Origin of the sequence: Phyllobacterium zundukense (assembly GCF_025452195.1) — a bacterium.
Taxonomy (GTDB): Bacteria; Pseudomonadota; Alphaproteobacteria; order Rhizobiales; family Rhizobiaceae; genus Phyllobacterium; species Phyllobacterium zundukense_A.
Genome location: NZ_CP104973.1, coordinates 1,735,889 through 1,754,667, shown reverse-complemented (window position 1 = coordinate 1,754,667; position 18,779 = coordinate 1,735,889). Strand labels below are relative to the sequence as shown.

The window sequence follows — 18,779 nt, the reverse complement described above, 5'->3', positions numbered from 1 at the left end:
TTGAGACTTGGCGACCGCCGCGAAAAACAGTATGTCAGGTCAGTTGGTCCCGTAGCTCAGTAGGATAGAGCGACAGATTCCTAATCTGTAGGCCACTGGTTCGAATCCAGTCGGGATCACCATACAAATCAATTACTTAGGATTGACACAAGATGCGGGGTAGCCTCTCTCGGTTCGATAAGTAATGACCCTACAATGACGGGAAGGACTTTGATCCTGTCGTGATTCTCCCCCTATTGCCCCTCAAACTAGCCTTCGTTCGACCCCCAAGAGGGGTATTTTCGAGCAATTCTGTGGCTGGGAGAGGATTCAAAGGGGGTATGGAGGGGGTGACGGGGGTACCATAGGGTAGTGCATTGCACGAAAAGATTTTCTCGTAGAAATTATGGGAATCGGGAGGGGTATATATGCGTATTCTACTGTCAGTCGTTGCTCTAGGTTCAACGCTAACCATCGCTCAGGCTGAGACCCGAATTTTCGTAGACGGAAACAAGCTCCATAACTTCTGCCTATCTCATCCATTGTCAGCCAGCGGGTATATCATAGGGGTTGCAGATCAGCAGCTAATCGCAGAGGACATGAACTTGGGGCAAGGTTCCAAATTTAAATTCTGTCTTCCAGAAGGGGCTCAGGGAGGGCAGCTTGTCGACACCGTCTGTCAGTACCTCAAGAACAATCCTCAAATCCGCCACCTGAGTGGAGCGATCTTGGTGACAGGATCACTGTCTGAAGCGTTCCCTTGTAGGTGACGGAACTAAGGGTGAACCACAATAAAGGGGGACCAAGGATGAGAAACTCAATAGCCACGGCCTTGGCCCTGTCGTTGTCAGTCTCAGGAGCCCACGCTGCGACGAGAACGACCTATTTGACTGGAAACACCCTCTATGCAGCTTGCACCCCAATCATAGGCGAAGCGACAGGCTACGTCCTCGGCGTTGTCGACACACAGGCACAAGCTGAAGCTCAAGGACTCACTCCGTTGTTCCCATTGTGTATACCGCAAGGCGTTACGGGGAGTCAGTTAGCGGACGTCACTTGCGTGTATTTGAGGGACCACCCCTCCATGAGACATCAGAGCGCATCGCTAATCACTGTGATTGCAATAGCAACGGCCTTTCCATGTCAGTGATGTCGTCCATTATCGTACAGCCCCCTTCAAGCCCTCGTCAAAGCCCCATTCAAAAACACTTCCTACTCGCTCCGCTCGTAGCACCGCCCCTGACCAAAAATCTGAAAAAGATCGTACAGTGTGGCCCTTCGGGCTGGCGACCAAAGAAAGGAAGCTTATCTATACGACCACCCTTGAGACGGATTTCGGTGAGGCCTATTCGATAAGACCACAAGAAGGGTAACAGGAATAGAACTCTCTAAGGTACCTCTTAGGTATTTTATTTCCAAGGGTACATCTTGAAGAGGGTACTCTAGGAAGTCCTTTAAGAACCCTTTATGAACTCTAATAGAGATACTTATGTATCTTATCTCCAAGGGTGTTCACTATTGGAGTTCCATAAGAGGTTCTTTAAGTACCTCTCTAGGTATTATCCTTAAGTAAATACTTAAGGCGCGCGCGCACGAGAAATCATTAGATAATTTCCCCTTTTTTCGGGTCGAGTGGCATCCTTCGGCGACTGTCTGGGTCTCACCTAGGATCGGCTCCTGAAATGGCTTCGTTCTAACGTCCAAGCTAGCCCAGACAATCTTGGGTCCCAAGTAGTGAACCGGGACTGTCCTCAAACAATAAGTGGATCTCGAGGATGCCCCCCTAGATAGCGTTTCTTTGGTGTCCGGGGTCGGGGTAAATTCAGCGTTTAGGGTGTGTCCGGTACCTACCTAGCCAAAACGAAGAACGCCTCTCTACGGTGAGGTTTTTAAGTCGGGTTCGTCTCGACTCCCAGAGGAGGCAGTTCCTCAAGGAGAGACTCAGCAAATCCACTGATCCTGCCCACCTTCAGCCTGACCCCATGAATGAGGTCTTCGGCGTTCTTGGCTGTCCGCTGTTCAATCCATCTTCCATATATTCGTTTCTGAAGGCTGTACTCCTTCCCGTCTCTCGGGAGGTAGACTCTCCAGTCATCTCGGATTTCGAGGTTGAAAGGGGTTATACTTAGTTGGAGAAGATTACTGCCCTTCTTGGGTTCTTGCTCCGACGAGCGGAGCGAGTCAGGTTTCTTTTCAGGTACCAACCCGTATCTATCGAAGGCGGCGTAGGTCGTGACAGTACCTCCCCCTATCCCATGATGTTTGAGGCTCATCGGGTGTACTCCTCTTCTGCGATCATAGCCTCTAGGCGGGCATCATCTTCGGCACGTTCCCTACATTCCTGCTCGGCCTCCTCATCAGAGAGCCAAGAGGACTCGTGTGATGATGCTCGGGAGTGATCGTATTCCGCCCTTCGATGGGCAGCAGGATTGCTGTTCTCAATGAGCAACAAAGCTTCACTATCCTTCTCGAACTCTTTCCAAGGATATCCACTCAGAACCTTACGGTTCATGGCTGACAATTGGGCTAGCTGGTACGTGTCGAGGGTTAGATCACGACGACGTAGGAGTACCTCAAGTTCGAGGATGTCGGAGAAGTCTAACTCGGGCTTCGTCGTCGAACCTGGACCGTTGCCCCCTGCTCGGCGTAGTTGTTCTGCCTTGATTAGCTTCTTGGCTTCTACGGTCGGGCGTAGCGCTGCTCGTATCTGTCGTACGAACATGAGGCGTTTGATGTCGGCAATCTCCAATGCTGAATCGAGCAGGGTGATAGCCTTCTTCTCTTGGTGCGTACGCTTGTAGGTCTTGCCCCCCGCCACCAAAGTAGGGGGAATTAGTTCGGTGTTCATACTGGTCATGTTGGAGTTCCCTTACGGCTTCGACTCTGTCGGTCGAATGATGTGTGAAATGAGTGGTCGAGAATCTTCCACTTAGCGATTTTGAGGGGTCTCTAAGCCACTGTATTTGCTTGTATTTTTTAGGGGTAATTTTCGGAAATTTCGGGGTCAGCTAGGGTAGGTGCGGGGTGGAGAATCTTCCACTTGGAACGACCCCAATTGGAGAGGCTCAGGAGGCGCCGAAACGGTGCTTAGGACCGACCATGATTGAGGTGAAATCCGTTCTCTCGTTCACCCCTCTCCCTTGCCTGACAGGCTAGTTCGAACTGACGGAACCTCCCGAGATGGACCGTCCTGTCATTGACCCGAATCTGTGCAAGCCAGCGGGACCTAGATCGATCCCAAATGACACCCATACGACCCGACGTATTGTTGCTAGGACGCTTTCGGTTTCTTCCGTTCTCAATGAGGGTGACGGGCTTGAGGTTATCGAAACAGTTGTGCGACCTCGCCCCGCTGTCGTGGTCAAGAATCCCCGTAGGCATCGAACCAGTGACGTAGAGCCATATGAGACGATGGGCTAAACGACGGCGACCCAGAACATTGATGTAGGTGTACCCGTCCTTGTCCAAGTGTCCGGCATCACGACCGGCATACCTGGAGTTGGTAGCTTTCCAAACACGATCAGACTTGAAGTGGTGACGAGGTCTTTCTCTCCAGACCAAAACACCCCTCTCGTCATCGTAGTCGAAAAGCTCCCTTACGACCTTAGCGTCCATCCGAGCTATGCTCGTCAAAGGCACCTCGTTCCAAGGGAACTTGTGACCGTCCCGAATGGACAGAGAACCCCTTGTTCTCAAGATAGAGGTTCGAACGACGGAGGTTCATAGAGTTCTTGTCGAGATATCGAACCCTCTGCCCTGCCTTGGCATCCATGAGGATACGGGAAACGAGGTCATGACGGGATGCTACAGAGAAGTTTGAGACACGCCAGTTGGGAGAGACACCCAATGATAGGAGCAACTCGTAGTCGTCGAGGTCGATTGTAGCGGAAGCTTTGCCTGAACGCCCCAAGGGTACGATAACGACAGACCCTCCTGCTTCGGATTCAATTCTAATTGGTCGAGCTTTCATGAAAATAGCTTTCTGAAAAAGGGAAGCCACCGCTTTGCTCTGCATCGACGAGCGATGCGAGGAGTTAACGATGGCCCCAAGTTGGAAAATATTGAGCTTGATTAAACTGAGTTCGACGTAGGTCAGCCCCAGACGGAGCGACGGTCGTCCTCGGGAGTCGTGGATTTACGGGACTTCTCCAACAGACGCTTTGCAATCTCCTGACGGATGTCGTCGGAAAGCTCCCGATCATTCACCAGCTTGGCGACAAACTTATTGATCTCAGAGTCTGCGAGAAGCTTCTCGGATTCCGTCAGTTCGTTCCATTTCTTTTTGAAAGAGCGGTCTTTGTACATGGTCATAATGATTTCCTTTTCATGGCTTCGATGGAAGCCTGAGTTAAATGTGTTGGTTTGAAATTAAATGGGTTTTTAAGCGAAGCCTGAGTTAACGAGCGTCCATAGGGGCGTAGCGTTCAATCTGTCCGATCACGAGACCCTTCTCATCAAGGTACTTTCGGAGTTCAATCGAGGCTGCGTTCAATGTGGTGTACTTGCCAGTCAAATGCTCAGGGGTCTTCAATCCTTTGAACTCGATCTTGAAGAGGTTGTTATGATGGGTCGGCTTGAAGATTTTGACTGATCCCTTGCCGGGCAAGTCAATGTTCAATTCTCCTGTGATGAGACGAACCATGTGTTTTTCTGAGTGGCTCTCTGGAAATGCGTCCATTGTAATGTCTTTCTGAAATAGCCATGCGTCCCCAAAGAATGACTGCAATGAAAATGAAAACAGCCCTTGGGATGAAGGCGACAACTGGGGATTTTGGGGAGGTGATTCGGGATTAGAAAAAATTCTATCCTACATCTCTAGACTAACACGTTTAGGAAAAATGTCAAGAGGGAAAATGATAATAATCCTATAAATCTTATAAACTCTTGATATTGCTTGGTTATATTTTCATGTTTGAAACCTCGAATGATAGTGAAATCGATCCTGTAGGGCCACTAAGAGAGCGAAATCTGACATAATTTAGCAACTCAGATCGACACGACGGCACTCAAACGGTGTCAGAATGGGTAGATTCTAGGATGACATTCCTGCAATCCAATCATACAGAGGCGTTTAGCGTTCAGGCTAGGATGGTACCAGTCCTCTCATGAAACTCGCTGTATGACTCTGTATGAGTCAAGGGAGGGCTATCCAAGAGACATGATAGGAAGCTACTCGTGCGACCCTACCTTACCCAAGGAGCATCGCGTAAATCCATCCGAATATCAGGGAGGTCATCGATCAGTTGTTCACGCATCTCCCAGACGGATTCAGTAACTGCAAAGATATCTCGACTTTTCGGGTCGTCGTACCTGATGATCCCCTTCTCTACTAGACGAGTGGTGTCATTGAGTCGCGACGAGGCATTGAACCGCTGCTTGCCCTTTTTGAGTATGAAGGCGAGGCACACCCTCTCATGATCATTGAGGACCTTCAGATTCCTGACAGAGTTTTCAGCCAGTTGTCGAGACTTGGCTTCGAGAGCACGACTTTTTGTCAATCGGTCTTTGAACTCCACAAGAGAGCTGTAGATGACGGAACCGAGGGAGACGACAAGAATGGTAGCGCCGAAGATACAGACAGCCGAAGAGACAGTGAGCCAACCATTATCGAAGTTATATGGAGCAGGAGCCAATAAACAGAGAGCAGCTATTACGCCACCAGAAATGAAGAATATCCAGCCTTGTCTTGCCTTGAGTCCCAGAACGGATTGAAAGAAATTGATTATGTATTCCACGTAGTTCCTCCGACAACGATTCAGATTACCACTACTGAAGCAGTCACAACACGGAGGCGGTTGTATTTGGTTGTGGACAAGGTTTACAGTGACTGACCCGAGGGAATGAAGTCACCCGGAGCCCTGTATGAGTCAAGGAGGGCCTATTTCTTGGGGAGACCTTCGATCTTCACGAGACGTTCATCCCAATCCTCAAGATTGCCCCACTTCTCTTTCCATAGTCCGTCGTCATCGATAACGACATAATCATAGTCCATCTTTCCTTGCTGATCGGCAGTGGCAATTGCCCGTTCAACATCGACTTGAGGTCCCCATCCATGTTCGGGGGAATGTACCTTTGCGACAGTCTTATTCCCCTCGTCATAGACCTTGATTGCAAAGTCCCGTTCAGGGTTCAGCCTACTGGTTGAGATTCTTCTAAAATCCATCTTGTCCTCCTAGAATGAGGATAGCACGAAAGGGATGATAGGAAGTCAGGCTACTTGCGGATGAAATTGTATATCTGCCTCTGCATTGTTTCCCCTTCGTGACTCAGCCATAAGTTAGGGAACAACAAGGTGGAAACAAATGGCAGAACCAAAGGTACTCACGTCGTTAACAGACTTCCTGTTCAACACACCGCTATATACCAAATACAAATTGACCAAAGGATCAGCCCCTTTGTTGGCATTGTATAGCAAGCAGGAACTTCGATTGGATGGCTTCTGTAAAACGTGCGGCAAAGATTCAACATTTGTTTTACATGGCGAGCGCATTGGGGATGCCTTTGATGACATCGAGACTCGGTTCACTTACGACGACGTCACAGTCAGATGCACTCGCGTAAGCACTCACTCTTACAAATACAACTTATTAATTAATAGGCTGATCATTCAAAAGGTGGGCCAATACCCGTCTCTTGCTGATATCGCCATCGATGAGACCAGAGAGAAATACAAGTCAGTCCTCAAGGGCGACAACTGGTCTGAGCTTTACAAGGCTATCGGACTAGCGGCTCACGGCGAGGGCATTGGCTCATTCGTCTATCTTCGGAGAGTCTTTGAGCGTCTCATTCAGTCTCGGTTCGATGAGTACAAAGAACAAGAGGGATGGGATGACGCACAGTTCAACGTCCGGATGGAAGATAAGATTCAATTGCTGAAAGACCACCTTCCGGAATTTCTTGTCGAGAACAAAAGGATATACGGCATATTTAGCCAAGGCATCCACGAGCTTGATAACGATGCATGCTTGCGGTTCTATGAGGCTGGCAAGGAATCAATCATCATGATCCTTGAAGAGGACCTTCGACACAAAGAGAAGCTTGAGCTGAAGTCAAAGTTTAGCAAACTGATAGCTCAATTTGATGGCAAGCCAGAGGGGGCAATACCAGAATCATAGCGTGGCGACCTTCTCTCCCCATGCTTGAAGGGCATCCTGTCTCTCCTTGAGAAACTCGTAGCGCTGATAAACTCCCTTCACGCCTGATCTCGAACCCGACACATGATTGAGCAGACGGTCTACAACGTCGGTCGGGTATCCAGCTTGAGCAAGTCCTGAGACCATTGTCCGTCTAAGATCATGGACACGCCACGGCATGAGCTTGTAATCGGACTTGCCTGTCTTCCCTTTCAAATAGGCAGTCATGAGGGCATCGACTGAGGCTTTCGACTTGCTGAATCCCTTGATAGACCCCTCGCCTTTCGATTCCTGGTCCTTCTTGGTCAGTCTTTTGGCGGGGAATACAAAGCCCTCTTGCTTGTTCGACAGAGAACGCAACTCATTCAAGGATTGGGGTGACAGATGGACGATATGAGCCTTACCGTTCTTGGCTCTCTCTTTCGGGATGGTCCATAGAGCCTTCGTCATGTCGATCTCTTCCCATCGCATACCTGAGACCTCTCCGATACGCTGACCCGTCAGGATCAAAAGGCGATAGAATTGACCCCAAGGATTACTCAATCCCATGGAGACCTCCCACAAGGCTTTCAACTCAAGGTCAGTCAGCAATCTGTCACGCGAGGGCAACGGTTCGGGAGCAGAGATCGACGACAGGGGTGAGACCTCTATCAAATCATGCTCTAGGAGGTACGAGAAGAAGGGTCTCAGTGCAGCAAAGAGGTTACGCTGTGCGGCTGGTCTACCTTGCTTGTCGTCAAGCATCTTCCGAACGTCAGCCTTAGAGACCTCAATGATAGGACGCTTCATGAAGGACGAGAGGGACGCCCTCAGGAGACGTTCGGTGTCGCTCCAATACCTCGTGTCGTTCCCATTGGCCTTGATGAATCTCTCTATGGCTTCCTCAGTCCTGATACTGTTCAGCTGGTCCCGTACCTTGTGACGTAGCTGTCTCTTACGAGCGACGACATTGATACCCTTACGGATATCTCCGATCTCCTGTTCAGCCAAAGAACGGGCGTCTGCAAGCTCTATGGCGTCCTTTGCACGTCCTATAGTCTGACGGACAGCACGACCCCCACGACCCCCTATGAACTTCTGGACAAGCCAAGAGACCTCCCCAGAAGGTGAGAGACGGGCACCAAAGCCAGAAAGTTCAGTATCCCATAGATAGACGGGTTTCCCTTTACTCGTTTCACTCGCTGAAACTTGAGCCTTTATCTGGGCCTCTATCGTCTTCTGTGTCAGCTTGGTTTTCATGTCATGATCCCCGTAAAAGTAATGACCGAGTAATGACATATCTCGGAATCTGAGGCAACAGAAGGGGGTAATCTAGGAGGTAGTGAAAGCAATCAATTAAGGAGATGAGAGGACAATTTGTCGTGAATCTCTGGGATGAGACCGAAAATAATCTAGAATTATATCAATATCTTATGTGTGATAGGACGGAGAAAGGGAACTCTGAGGAGTGATTTTGTGTCTAGGGGACGACCTAAGAGGTCATTCCTCAAGTTTTTCCCATTCATTTTCTGATTTCCATTCGTGATTTCAAACTGTTAGTCACACTCAAGCGTCTCTCTGAGGTGAGATGAGGGAGAGACAGGGTGTCTGAAGGGTGAAATCCGTAAGATTGCAGATTCCTAATCTGTAGGCCACTGGTTCGAATCCAGTCGGGATCACCATACTGCCCTCCACCACATTTTTCGGTCAAAGGAACGAATTCAGAAACGTCCACGTTTTGCTCATTCAAAAGCAGTACTTGCAGTTGCGAAGCAAATGCAATATTTTATTGTTATATGCCCTTATACCAATTTCCGGCCGCTTCCGACTGTAGTCGAAGCGGCCCCTTTTTTCGTGGCTGGGGCTAACGGTCGGAACGGCTATTTCAGGTGGCCTAGCGGCGAATAGCCGATCCGCAATGCGAGATCGGCGGGATTGTTTCCGCGGGCCAAGTAACTGATTCTATGATCATAGCTTTGAACAGGTCAAACTTTGGCTTTCAGCCAGTTCAGCACGCTTTTGTTAAGATCCGCTTTGGCAGATTGGTATTCGTTGACCGAAGTCCAGTAGCGTAATGTTATTGCTGTGGTCGCATCGCCTAGTTCGGCCACAAAGGCTGAGGGGGCCGGGTCTTTCTTGACCCGCTTGTCGGTTTCAGCCTGTTCGATCAAGGATTGCTGCACCCGGTCCAAATCATCCTCATTGGAAACCGTAATCGTGATGTCATTGCGCCGAATACCGTTTCGGGTAAAATTCTTGACGGGCAGGGTCCAAAGCGTCGAATTTGGCGCAAGAATATATATGCCATCCGCAGCACGCAATCGCGTCGCAAAGAGACCGATCTCTTCGACTGTACCGCTGATGCTGCCGACCTCCACATATTCGCCAATGCGCAGGGGACGGAGCGCTAAAAGCATGATGCCGGCCGCGATATTCTGCAACGTTCCTTGTAAGGCCAGTCCTATTGCCAGGCCGACAGCACCGATGGCAGCAATAACCGAAGCGGTCTGGATACCAAATTGACCGAGCACCATTACCACGACGAGGCCGAGCACCACATAGCGTGCGATCTTGGAAAAAAACCGGCGCAATGTCAGGTCGAAGCCGCCGACTTGCCCAAGCCCGGCATAGACCCAACGCTCGACGAGACCTGCGACGACGAATCCGATGATCAGTAACAGAACCGCGCCAATTACAGAAAACGCGTAAGCAACAACAAGGGCGCTTGCCTCGCGAATGCCCGTCTGAATTGCGGAAAACGCGTTCTGAGGATCAAGTTCCATGAGAGATTCCTTTCCGGCAAGAGAATACCAACCTTAGAACTGCGATGTTGGTTCCGCTATTGAAGGCAAAAAGGCCATATTCAGTATTCCCTGCATCGAACGGACAATCACATCGGCTTGTGAACAACGTAGACCGTGACCGGCAGAGCAGAACGCCACGTATCGAAACCACCCAGAGGTTGCGCATACGAAACAGCAAGCTTTGTGAGTCCGCCGCCATGGGCGGAGCGCCAGCCAACGATTGCCATTTCACTCTGAATTGTTACAGCATTGGCAACCAGGCGCCCACCTGGCTTGAGACCCTTCCAGCACGCCTCCATTACCCCCTCATCGGTCAAGCCGCCACCGATGAAGACGGCATCGGGTTCTGCAAGCCCCTGCAAAGCCGCCGGCGCTTCACCGCGTACAAGTTGAAGGTCAGGCACTCCTAGTACCCGGCTGTTACGCAAGATCAAATCTTGCCGCTTGTCATTGGCCTCAATTGCCAAGGTCCGGCATGAACTGTGTGCGCGCATCCACTCAATGCCGATCGAGCCGCAACCCGCCCCGACATCCCATAAGAGCTCCCCCGGCAGCGGCGCAAGATGTGCCAGTGTAACGGCACGGATATCCCGCTTAGTCAATTGCCCGTCATGTTCGAACGCTTCGTCGGGCAGACCGGCAAGCGTTGCATAGGACCGGGCTGGTGGCATCGCTCTGCCGCAATCCACAGCAAGCACATTGAGATCGGCACAGCGAGGATGGTTCCAGGCATTCGCAATGCCATCAATTCGCCGCTGCGCCGCACCCGCCAGATGCTCCAGCACAGTCAATCGCGCTGAGCCGAACCCGGTTTCGCTCAGCATCTGCGCAACCTGTAAAGGCGTGCCTCCATCATTGCTGAGAATAAGCAACTTCGCCCCAGGCGCGAACGCCTTGAACAGCGTCTCGATTGGCCTGCCATGAACACTCAGCAGTTGTGTTTCCTGTATCGGCCAGCCCATGGCAGCGGCCGCCAGCGAGAATGATGAAGGAGCGGGAATTACTCGCATCTCATCGGCCGCGACATAGCGCGTCAGAGTGGCGCCCATGCCGAAATGCATCGGATCGCCGCTGGCCAACACAGCGACAGGCTGGCCGCCCAAGGCAAGGAGCATAGGGTACGCATCCGAGAATGGGCTGGGCCATGCAATACGTTCACCGGCCAGCCCTTCGGGCAACAGATCCAGATGGCGCTTGCCGCCGAAAATCGTTCCAGCACCTGCGAGGGCATCACGGGCATTCTGACCGAGACCACTATATCCATCCTCACCAATCCCGATAATCGTCAACCATTGCGTCATCATACATTCCATCGAATTGCGGCTACCATGCATGCCCGAAACCACTTGATGGGTCAACGAAGCGAGCGCTATGAGAAAGGTTGGCACGCCCCGAGGCATCCTGTAAAACCGACAACGCCATGAGCCATCTGAGAACCACTATCCAGCGATCAACCGTCGAGGCGCGACGCTCTGCCTGCCCGGGGTTGTTCCGCATGGCAAAGGCACTCGACGGCGGTATCTGCCGTTTGAAACTGACCTTCGGCGATCTGAGCTCAGTTCAGGCCCGCGCCGTCGCGCACGCGGCACAGCGTTGTGGCAACGGTACGATTGAAATCACCAATCGTGCCAATCTGCAAATTCGTGGTGTGCGGCCGGAAATGGAAGAATCGTTAATAACGGCTTTGCTGGAAGCAGGGCTCGGACCATTGAGCGATCGAGGCGATGACGTTCGCAACATTATGATCAGCCCGTTTGCCGGATTCGACGGGACGGTACCGGACGTCCGGCCTCTGGCCCTGCGCGTGCTGACAATCGTGCAGACGAATCTGCTCTACCAGACTCTTTCGCCTAAGTTTTCCATTCTCATTGATGGAGGCGAAAGCGTTGCGATGGTTGATCACCCCCATGATCTTTGGCTCAGTCCTATCGATCTGGAAAGCAGTGCGCCGCGCTTCGCCTTCGGCGTAGCAGGCGTGCCGCCCACAAAAGCCGATGCTCAGCCTGCCCTTGGCAGTGTTACAACCGAGCAAGCATTCGGTCTCATCACTGGCATGCTCGATACCTTCATCAAATGGTGCCGTGCACACCCGCAAGCTTCGCGCCTGCGTCATATGACGGACGAAACTGGGGCAGACTACCTCGTAGACCAGTTGGAATCTCGCCTCGGAGTTCCGATGCGAAGTGAGAAGATTACAAATTGGCGCAGATATCCTGCCCGTGAAAATGGTCATCTTGGCCTCTCGTCGGAAGCTAACAACTCACGCTGTTTTGTAGGCGCTATGCCTCCACTTGGCCGCCTTGATCCAGGCCTGTTGCAATCGCTGGCGGACGTTGCTGAAAAGTATGGCAACGGAACATTGCGCATGACCCCTTGGCAAAGCGTTCTCTTGCCGCAAGTTTCAATCGGTGATGCAAAGACAACGCTCGCTGCGCTCGAAGCACTCGGACTGGGCACCAATCCTAAAAAGGCACTTGCGACGATGATCAGCTGTTCGGGGTCGGCGGGATGCGGTTCGGCTTTGGCAGCCACCCAGTCAGACGGGCTGAAGCTCGCGGCGCTATTGCAGGGCAATCCGGCAGTTCCGCAAATCCATATGAGTGGTTGCAGCAAATCCTGTGCATCGCCCTCGGCAAAACCCATAACTCTCGTGGCAACTGCGGCCGGACGTTACGACATCTTTCTGTGCGCGACCAATGGACCGTCGCGTTTTGGCAAGCTATTGGCTGCCAATGTAACTATCGACGAAGCTGCCGAATTGATCGATGAGAATTCCGGCTCTGGGGGGCCACTATATGCTTGACTATATCCGCGACGGTCAGGCGATCTATGATCGCTCGTTCGCTATCATTCGTTCCGAAGCCGATTTGAAGGGCATTCCAGCTGATCTGGAAAAGTTGGCTGTGCGCGTCGCCCATGCTTGCGGCATGGTCGATGTCATACAGGACCTGGCGTTTTCCGAGGGCGCCGCAACAGCTGGTCGCAGCGCATTACTGAGCGGCGCGCCCATCTTGTGCGACGCACGCATGGTTGCTGAGGGTGTCACCCGATCACGTCTGCCGGCTCAAAATCAGGTGATTTGCACCTTGGGAGATCCCTCGGTCGCCAAATTGGCGCTCGACATGGGCAACACCCGATCCGCGGCAGCGTTGGAACTATGGCGCCCCCACTTGGCGGGTGCTGTTGTTGCCTTCGGCAATGCGCCCACCGCCCTCTTCCGATTGCTCGAAATGATCGACGAAGGCGCTCCAAAACCGGCGCTGATTCTCGGCTTTCCAGTCGGCTTTGTCGGCGCGATGGAATCCAAGGCGGCGCTTGCGGAGGACAGCCGCGGAATTCCCTATGTTGTCGTGCATGGCCGCCGCGGCGGCAGTGCCATGGCTGCTGCAGCGATCAATGCTCTCGCGTCGGAGAAAGAATAATGCCAAAGCCCGGGCGGCTTTTTGGACTGGGTGTTGGTCCCGGCGATCCTGAACTCATTACATTGAAGGCGTTGCGTCTGCTTCAGGCTGCCCCCGTGGTCGCTTATCATGCAGCCAAAGGCAAGAAGGGTAACGCCTTAGCTATCGTCGAGCGCTATCTTGACGAGAAGCAGCTTCTCGTCCCGCTGATTTATCCAGTCACGACAGAGATATTACCAGCGCATATGAACTACGATGCTATCGTCAGCGATTTCTACGGCGAGATAACCGCGCTTTTGCGCACCCATCTCGACGCGGGAACTGATGTCGCGGTTATCGCCGAGGGGGACCCATTCTTCTACGGCTCCTTCATGTACATCCACGACAGACTGGCTGAAGACTACGAAACCGAAGTCGTGCCAGGTGTCTGTTCCATACTGGGCGGAGCCGCCGTGCTAGGTGCACCACTGGTCTACCGGAATCAGACGCTTACTGTTCTCTCCGGTGTCCTTTCTGCACAAGATTTGAAGACCCGGCTCGCCGCCACCGAGGCGGCAGCGATCATGAAGCTTGGTAAAAACCTCGCGAAAGTGCGTGGTGTAATCGACGATCTTGGCCTGCTCGATCGGGCGCTTTATGTCGAACGGGCAACGATGGAGGCACAACGCATCATTCCATTGGCGGAGGTCGATCCCGAATCCTCGCCCTATTTCTCATTGATTCTCGTGCCGGGAGAGAAATGGGCGGGGAGCGCCGAATGATATATCCAATAGCCATAGTGGCCCTGTCGGCGCTCGGCATGGAAACCGCATCGCGAATCAGAGCGAGCATGCTCGAAGCAACTATCTATGGGTTGGAAGCCCGCGTCGAAGGCGCCGATATCTCCTACACGAACTTCGGCGAAACAGTCCGGCAGCTCTATCAGAACGGTCATGCAGTCATCGCTCTCTGCGCCGCCGGCATTACTATCCGCTCCCTCGCCCCGGTTCTTGGTGACAAGGGAGCCGAACCGCCCGTTCTGGCGGTGGCGGATGATGGCAGCGCGGTTGTTCCCCTCTTGGGTGGCACAACAGGTGTGAACGTTCTTGCCCGGCAAATTGCAGCTGTTCTCCAGGTCTCACCCGCCATAACGACATCAGGTGAACTCCGGTTCGGTACTTGCCTGCTCAATCCTCCCCCGGGCTTCGAATTGAAAAATCCCGGGGACGCCAAGGCATTCATTGCCGATTTGCTTGGGGGCAAAACTGTTAGAATAGAGGGAGACGCGCCTTGGCTTCAGGACGCCAAGCTTCCGCTGGATGACGACGCGGAACTGCGTATCCTGGTTACGTCTTCGGATGTTGCACCCCAAAAAGGTGTTCTGGTTTTTCAGCGCAAGCCGACAGATTTCAAGAGCGCGGCCTCTGCAGAAGCTACGCTGGCCGACCACAAACGTGGACGGCTTGCAGTGGTCGGTCTCGGGCCAGGGAACCCCGATTTTATGGTTCCTGCGGTCAAACGGGAACTGAACAACGCTGACGATGTGCTTGGCTATGACACCTACGTCCGCATGGCTGGACCTTTCCGCTCAGACCAGACCTTGCATATAACCGACAATCGCGAAGAAATGCAGCGCGCGCGACACGCTTTCAAGCTTGCCGCAACGGGCCGGTCCGTCGTGATGGTTTCTTCCGGTGATCCCGGTGTTTTCGCCATGGCTGCTGCAGTGGTCGAGGCATTGCATGAATCTGCGGACGTCTCCTGGCATGCTGTGGAGTTGGAAATACTGCCCGGGGTTTCCGCTGCGTTGGCGGCAGCCAGCCGTAGTGGTGCACCACTCGGTCATGACTTCTGTGTTCTTTCGCTTTCCGACAATCTGAAGCCTTGGGAGATTATTGAGAAACGCATTTCATTGGCCGCCGAAGCAGACCTTGCAATGGCATTCTACAATCCAATCTCAAAGCATCGTCCTTGGCAACTGCCACGCGCCATCGATATCCTGCGCAAGTACCGGAATGTTGATACCCCTATCGTCCTTGGTCGAGATATCGGCCGTCCTGCGGAAACCTTGCGTGTCATCGCGCTTGCCGAGCTAACCCCCGATCAGGTGGACATGCGAACGGTGATCATTGTCGGATCGTCGCTCACGCGCAGTTTTGAACGCAGGGACGGCGGCAAATGGGTCTATACGCCTCGCTGGTACGGAACCAAGCCCGAAGGTTGAACAGAAAGTCCATGCCGGAAAAAGGACTGAGCGCTTCGCTTTTGTATCGACGCCGTTCGACGCTGCTCACTATGATCCTGCAAGATCAGATCGCCTGCACCCGGAGTTATCATGCCAGACAAAAATTATGTCCTTACCCTTTCCTGTGAAGATCGACCGGGTATCGTTGCGTCGGTAACGACGGAGCTTGCCGGTATGGATGCGAATATTGCCGAGAGCAATCAGTTCTGGGACAGACAGACAAATCGCTTCTTCATGCGCATCGCCTTCACGGCAGCTGAAGGCACAACCAAGGATGATGTCGAACGGGCCTTGAAACCCGCCATTCAGCGTTTCGACATGAAAACCACCCTTGTTGACCAATCGAAAAAGCCGAAGATCATCATCATGGTATCCAAGTTCGACCATGCGCTTCTGCATCTGTTCTACCAGATCAAGGTTGGTTGGCTGGACGCCGATGTTGCTGCGATCGTCTCCAACCATGAGGACAGCCGCCGCTTTGCGGAACATGAGAGCATTCCTTATCATGTCCTGCCGGTCTCCAAGGACAACAAGATCGAGCAGGAAGAGGCTCTGCTCAAGATCGTCAAGGACACGGGCGCAGATCTCGTCGTTCTGGCCCGCTACATGCAGGTCCTGTCAGACAATTTGTCAAAACGGTTGTTCGGCAAAGTCATCAATATCCACCATTCGTTCCTGCCAAGCTTTAAGGGTGCCAAGCCCTATCACCAGGCTTTCGAACGCGGCGTGAAGCTTATTGGCGCGACAGCGCATTATGTCACGCCTGACCTCGATGAGGGTCCGATCATCGAGCAGGAGACCGAACGCGTTACCCATGCCATGAGTGCGGAAGATTTCGTTGCCACCGGCCGCGACATCGAAAGTCGCGTGCTGGCGCGGGCAGTAAAGAAACACCTTGAATCGCGCGTCATGCTCAACGGTCACAAGACGGTCGTATTCGGATAATCGCCTGCAGCTTCACTTGGTTGAAAAGTAGTCGTCCAGATTGGAAACGACACGGTCGGCCATCGCCTTTCGCGTTTCGACCGTGGCACTGCCCATGTGTGGCTGCAGCACCACATTATTCAGTTCAAACAGGACTTCAGGGACATTCGGTTCATCCACGAACACGTCGAGACCAGCGCGTCCAAGTTGTCCCGATTGCAAAAGCTCGACCAAGGCGATTTCGTCGACGACCGTGCCGCGCGCGATGTTGATGAAGGTTCCTTTGGAACCAAGCGCCTGCAGGACCTCGCGCGAAATGACGCCTTTCGTTGCGTCTCCGCCTGGCAAGATTGCGATCAAAGCAGAACACTTGCGGGCCATTTCGGTCAAATCGTTGTAATGCTCATATGAGACGTCGTGTCTCTTATTGCGCGTGTGGTAGACGATCTCGCAACCAAAAGCAGTCAACTTCCTTGCGATGACACTGCCAATCCGGCCAAGCCCAACCAGTCCGATCTTCTTGCCTTCGATCCCCAGCGCCAAGGGTGGTGTTTCTCCTGTCGCCCAGCGTCCCTCCCGAACGAACCGATCATTTGCAACGATGTCGCGGGTAGCCGCCAACAGAAGTGTGATCGCCATATTTGCGGTGTCTTCGTTAAGAACGTCCGGTGTGTTGGCGATCTGTATTCCCTTGGTCTCTGCGTAAGCAATATCCAGCGAATCCGTGCCGACACCAAACGAAGAAACGATCTCGAGTGCAGGCAGCAAATCGATCATATCCGCCTTGAGGCCAGTGAACGTACTCGTGACCGCCGCGCGAAAGCGTTCTGCATTTTTCTGCAGAAAGCCCAGAGCGTCTGTTTCCTCGTAGAGTTTTTCAATTGCGTATCGCTTTGCCAACTCCTCCGTTAGATACGGCATGAGAGGTCCAAGCAGGAGAAGGGGTTGTTTTTCCATCAAATCGGATCCTGTCGAGTGCAGACTGAGTTAGGACAATAGCTGCACTCGAGGAGCAAAGACAAACCATTTGCTTATGAAGTATGCCTTTATCTGTAGCCATTTGTTGAGTTGGCGCTTGCCTTTTTGGATACATTGGTGTGAAAACCATCGCACCATTGCTGCAGGGCGGAATATGAAAAAGACAGTTGAAATTGCCGATCTGAAAGAATTAGCCAAGCGGCGCGTCCCGAAAATGTTCTTCGACTACGCGGATTCCGGTGCATGGACTGAGAGCACTTATCGCGCAAACGAAGAGGATTTCCGCAAGATCCAATTGCGCCAGCGTGTTGCGGTCGACATGACCGACCGCACCCTCGAAAGCACGATGGTCGGGCAGAAAGTTTCCATGCCTGTCGCTCTCGCACCAACCGGCTTGACGGGTATGCAGCATGCAAATGGCGAGATGCTGGCGGCGCAGGCGGCCGAGGAATTCGGCGTTCCGTTCACCCTCTCAACAATGAGCATCTGTTCAATCGAGGATGTCGCATCGGTTACAACAAAGCCCTTCTGGTTCCAGCTTTATGTGATGCGCGACCGGGACTTCATCTATAATTTGATCGACCGTGCCAAAGCTGCCAAGTGCTCGGCTCTGGTTCTGACGCTTGATCTGCAGATTCTGGGCCAGCGCCATAAGGACTTGCGCAACGGTCTTTCTGCACCTCCGAAGTTTACACCGAAACACATCTGGCAAATGGCCACTCGTCCACAATGGTGTATGGAGATGCTCAGGACCAATCGCCGTACATTCGGCAATATCGTCGGCCACGCCAAAGGCGTGGGTGATTTGTCGTCCCTGTCAGTCTGGACAACCGAACAGTTCGATCCCCACCTCTCCTGGAGCGATGTCACCTGGATTAAGGAACGGTGGGGCGGCAAACTTATCATCAAAGGCATTCTCGATGTCGAAGACGCGAAAATGGCGTCGGCGACTGGTGCAGATGCGATCATCGTATCCAATCATGGTGGCCGCCAGCTTGATGGAGCGCCGTCGTCCATATCGGTTCTTGCAGATATCGTAGACGCCGTTGGCGACAAGATCGAAGTGCACTTCGACGGCGGCATCAGATCGGGACAGGACGTGTTGAAGGCGCTCGCCATCGGAGCCAAGGGCACATATATCGGTCGAGCCTTTGTTTACGGACTGGGTGCCGGCGGAAAAAAAGGCGTCACCGAGGCATTGGAGATCATCCGCAAGGAGCTCGATATTACGATGGCCCTATGCGGCGAGCGCGACGTCAAGGTTCTCGACCGAAACAATCTCTACAAGAGTGGGCTCGAAACAAAACCCCGAATGGCCGAAGTGAAGAAGAAGCGCGCCCGCACAGCCGGCGCGTGA

The 18,779-nt window shown here is 52.7% G+C and carries 19 protein-coding genes and 2 tRNA genes; 11 read left to right on the top strand and 10 right to left on the bottom strand.

Translation table 11 applies throughout. From position 1 onward, the window contains the following. The first annotated feature begins 45 nt into the window (after nucleotides 1-45). From N8E88_RS20990 to N8E88_RS31885, 3 genes are all read left to right on the top strand, one after another. Nucleotides 46-122, top strand: a tRNA-Arg gene (locus N8E88_RS20990). Nucleotides 123-407: 285 nt separating this feature from the next. Next, a complete protein-coding gene (locus N8E88_RS31890) occupies nucleotides 408-749 on the top strand; it encodes a Rap1a/Tai family immunity protein (protein ID WP_410010670.1) in 342 nt (113 codons plus the stop codon). 38 nt (nucleotides 750-787) lie between these two features. Then, the gene (locus N8E88_RS31885; RefSeq protein ID WP_410010669.1) at nucleotides 788-1,129 is read left to right on the top strand and encodes a Rap1a/Tai family immunity protein; all 342 of its coding nucleotides are present in this window, start codon (nucleotides 788-790) and stop codon (nucleotides 1,127-1,129) included. 739 nt (nucleotides 1,130-1,868) lie between these two features. Here the strand turns inward: N8E88_RS31885 and N8E88_RS20985 are convergent. The 6 genes from N8E88_RS20985 to N8E88_RS20960 form a co-directional block, all read right to left on the bottom strand. After that, entirely contained in the window at nucleotides 1,869-2,252 is a 384-nt protein-coding gene (locus N8E88_RS20985; RefSeq protein ID WP_262295343.1) for a hypothetical protein, read from the bottom strand. Further along, nucleotides 2,249-2,836 (bottom strand): hypothetical protein, encoded by a 588-nt coding sequence (locus N8E88_RS20980; protein WP_262295342.1) that lies wholly within the window; start codon nucleotides 2,834-2,836, stop codon nucleotides 2,249-2,251. The genes N8E88_RS20985 and N8E88_RS20980 overlap by 4 nt, the downstream gene beginning before the upstream one ends. Nucleotides 2,837-4,071: 1,235 nt before the next feature. Beyond that, the gene (locus N8E88_RS20975) at nucleotides 4,072-4,290 is read right to left on the bottom strand and encodes a hypothetical protein (RefSeq protein ID WP_262295341.1); all 219 of its coding nucleotides are present in this window, start codon (nucleotides 4,288-4,290) and stop codon (nucleotides 4,072-4,074) included. An 85-nt stretch (nucleotides 4,291-4,375) separates the two neighbouring features. Then, the gene (locus tag N8E88_RS20970; RefSeq protein WP_262295340.1) at nucleotides 4,376-4,657 is read right to left on the bottom strand and encodes a hypothetical protein; all 282 of its coding nucleotides are present in this window, start codon (nucleotides 4,655-4,657) and stop codon (nucleotides 4,376-4,378) included. 505 nt (nucleotides 4,658-5,162) lie between these two features. After that, nucleotides 5,163-5,714, bottom strand: a complete 552-nt coding sequence (locus N8E88_RS20965; protein ID WP_262295339.1) for a hypothetical protein — start codon at nucleotides 5,712-5,714, stop codon at nucleotides 5,163-5,165. A gap of 143 nt (nucleotides 5,715-5,857) precedes the next feature. Next, on the bottom strand, nucleotides 5,858-6,142 hold the full coding sequence (locus N8E88_RS20960; RefSeq protein WP_262295338.1) for a hypothetical protein: 285 nt from the start codon (nucleotides 6,140-6,142) through the stop codon (nucleotides 5,858-5,860). A 139-nt stretch (nucleotides 6,143-6,281) separates the two neighbouring features. Here N8E88_RS20960 and N8E88_RS20955 point away from each other — a divergent pair, with 139 nt between their 5' ends. Then, nucleotides 6,282-7,094, top strand: coding sequence for a hypothetical protein (locus N8E88_RS20955; protein WP_262295337.1), 813 nt, complete (start codon nucleotides 6,282-6,284; stop codon nucleotides 7,092-7,094). Here N8E88_RS20955 and N8E88_RS20950 read toward each other — a convergent pair. Further along, entirely contained in the window at nucleotides 7,089-8,351 is a 1,263-nt protein-coding gene (locus N8E88_RS20950; protein ID WP_262295336.1) for a tyrosine-type recombinase/integrase, read from the bottom strand. The genes N8E88_RS20955 and N8E88_RS20950 overlap by 6 nt on opposite strands. Nucleotides 8,352-8,693: 342 nt before the next feature. Here N8E88_RS20950 and N8E88_RS20945 point away from each other — a divergent pair. Next, nucleotides 8,694-8,773: transfer RNA gene (locus N8E88_RS20945), tRNA-Arg, on the top strand. A 303-nt stretch (nucleotides 8,774-9,076) separates the two neighbouring features. Here the strand turns inward: N8E88_RS20945 and N8E88_RS20940 are convergent. Both N8E88_RS20940 and cbiE read right to left on the bottom strand, forming a co-directional pair. Further along, nucleotides 9,077-9,874 carry a mechanosensitive ion channel family protein gene (locus N8E88_RS20940; protein ID WP_262295335.1) on the bottom strand — a complete coding sequence of 266 codons (798 nt, stop codon included), beginning with the start codon at nucleotides 9,872-9,874 and terminating at the stop codon, nucleotides 9,077-9,079. A gap of 107 nt (nucleotides 9,875-9,981) precedes the next feature. After that, nucleotides 9,982-11,196 (bottom strand): precorrin-6y C5,15-methyltransferase (decarboxylating) subunit CbiE, encoded by a 1,215-nt coding sequence (cbiE, locus tag N8E88_RS20935; protein ID WP_262295556.1) that lies wholly within the window; start codon nucleotides 11,194-11,196, stop codon nucleotides 9,982-9,984. A gap of 119 nt (nucleotides 11,197-11,315) precedes the next feature. On the opposite strand from cbiE, the gene cobG reads away from it, so the two are divergent. The 5 genes from cobG to purU all read left to right on the top strand — a co-directional run bounded on the left by cobG (nucleotide 11,316) and on the right by purU (nucleotide 16,465). Beyond that, entirely contained in the window at nucleotides 11,316-12,698 is a 1,383-nt protein-coding gene (gene cobG / locus N8E88_RS20930; RefSeq protein WP_262295334.1) for a precorrin-3B synthase, read from the top strand. Beyond that, on the top strand, nucleotides 12,691-13,317 hold the full coding sequence (locus N8E88_RS20925) for a precorrin-8X methylmutase (protein WP_262295333.1): 627 nt from the start codon (nucleotides 12,691-12,693) through the stop codon (nucleotides 13,315-13,317). Before cobG ends, N8E88_RS20925 begins: the two co-directional genes overlap by 8 nt. Beyond that, nucleotides 13,317-14,057, top strand: coding sequence for a precorrin-2 C(20)-methyltransferase (locus tag N8E88_RS20920; RefSeq protein ID WP_262295332.1), 741 nt, complete (start codon nucleotides 13,317-13,319; stop codon nucleotides 14,055-14,057). The genes N8E88_RS20925 and N8E88_RS20920 overlap by 1 nt, the downstream gene beginning before the upstream one ends. Next, nucleotides 14,054-15,499 (top strand): precorrin-3B C(17)-methyltransferase, encoded by a 1,446-nt coding sequence (cobJ, locus tag N8E88_RS20915; protein ID WP_262295331.1) that lies wholly within the window; start codon nucleotides 14,054-14,056, stop codon nucleotides 15,497-15,499. Before N8E88_RS20920 ends, cobJ begins: the two co-directional genes overlap by 4 nt. Before the next feature lie 111 nt (nucleotides 15,500-15,610). Then, complete coding sequence (gene purU / locus N8E88_RS20910) at nucleotides 15,611-16,465, top strand: formyltetrahydrofolate deformylase (protein ID WP_209999356.1); 855 nt, start codon at nucleotides 15,611-15,613, stop codon at nucleotides 16,463-16,465. 12 nt (nucleotides 16,466-16,477) lie between these two features. Here purU and N8E88_RS20905 read toward each other — a convergent pair whose 3' ends face one another. After that, nucleotides 16,478-17,401, bottom strand: a complete 924-nt coding sequence (locus N8E88_RS20905; RefSeq protein WP_262295330.1) for a 2-hydroxyacid dehydrogenase — start codon at nucleotides 17,399-17,401, stop codon at nucleotides 16,478-16,480. Nucleotides 17,402-17,576: 175 nt separating this feature from the next. Between N8E88_RS20905 and N8E88_RS20900 the strand changes: the two genes are divergently transcribed. Then, nucleotides 17,577-18,779, top strand: a complete 1,203-nt coding sequence (locus N8E88_RS20900) for an alpha-hydroxy acid oxidase (protein WP_262295329.1) — start codon at nucleotides 17,577-17,579, stop codon at nucleotides 18,777-18,779.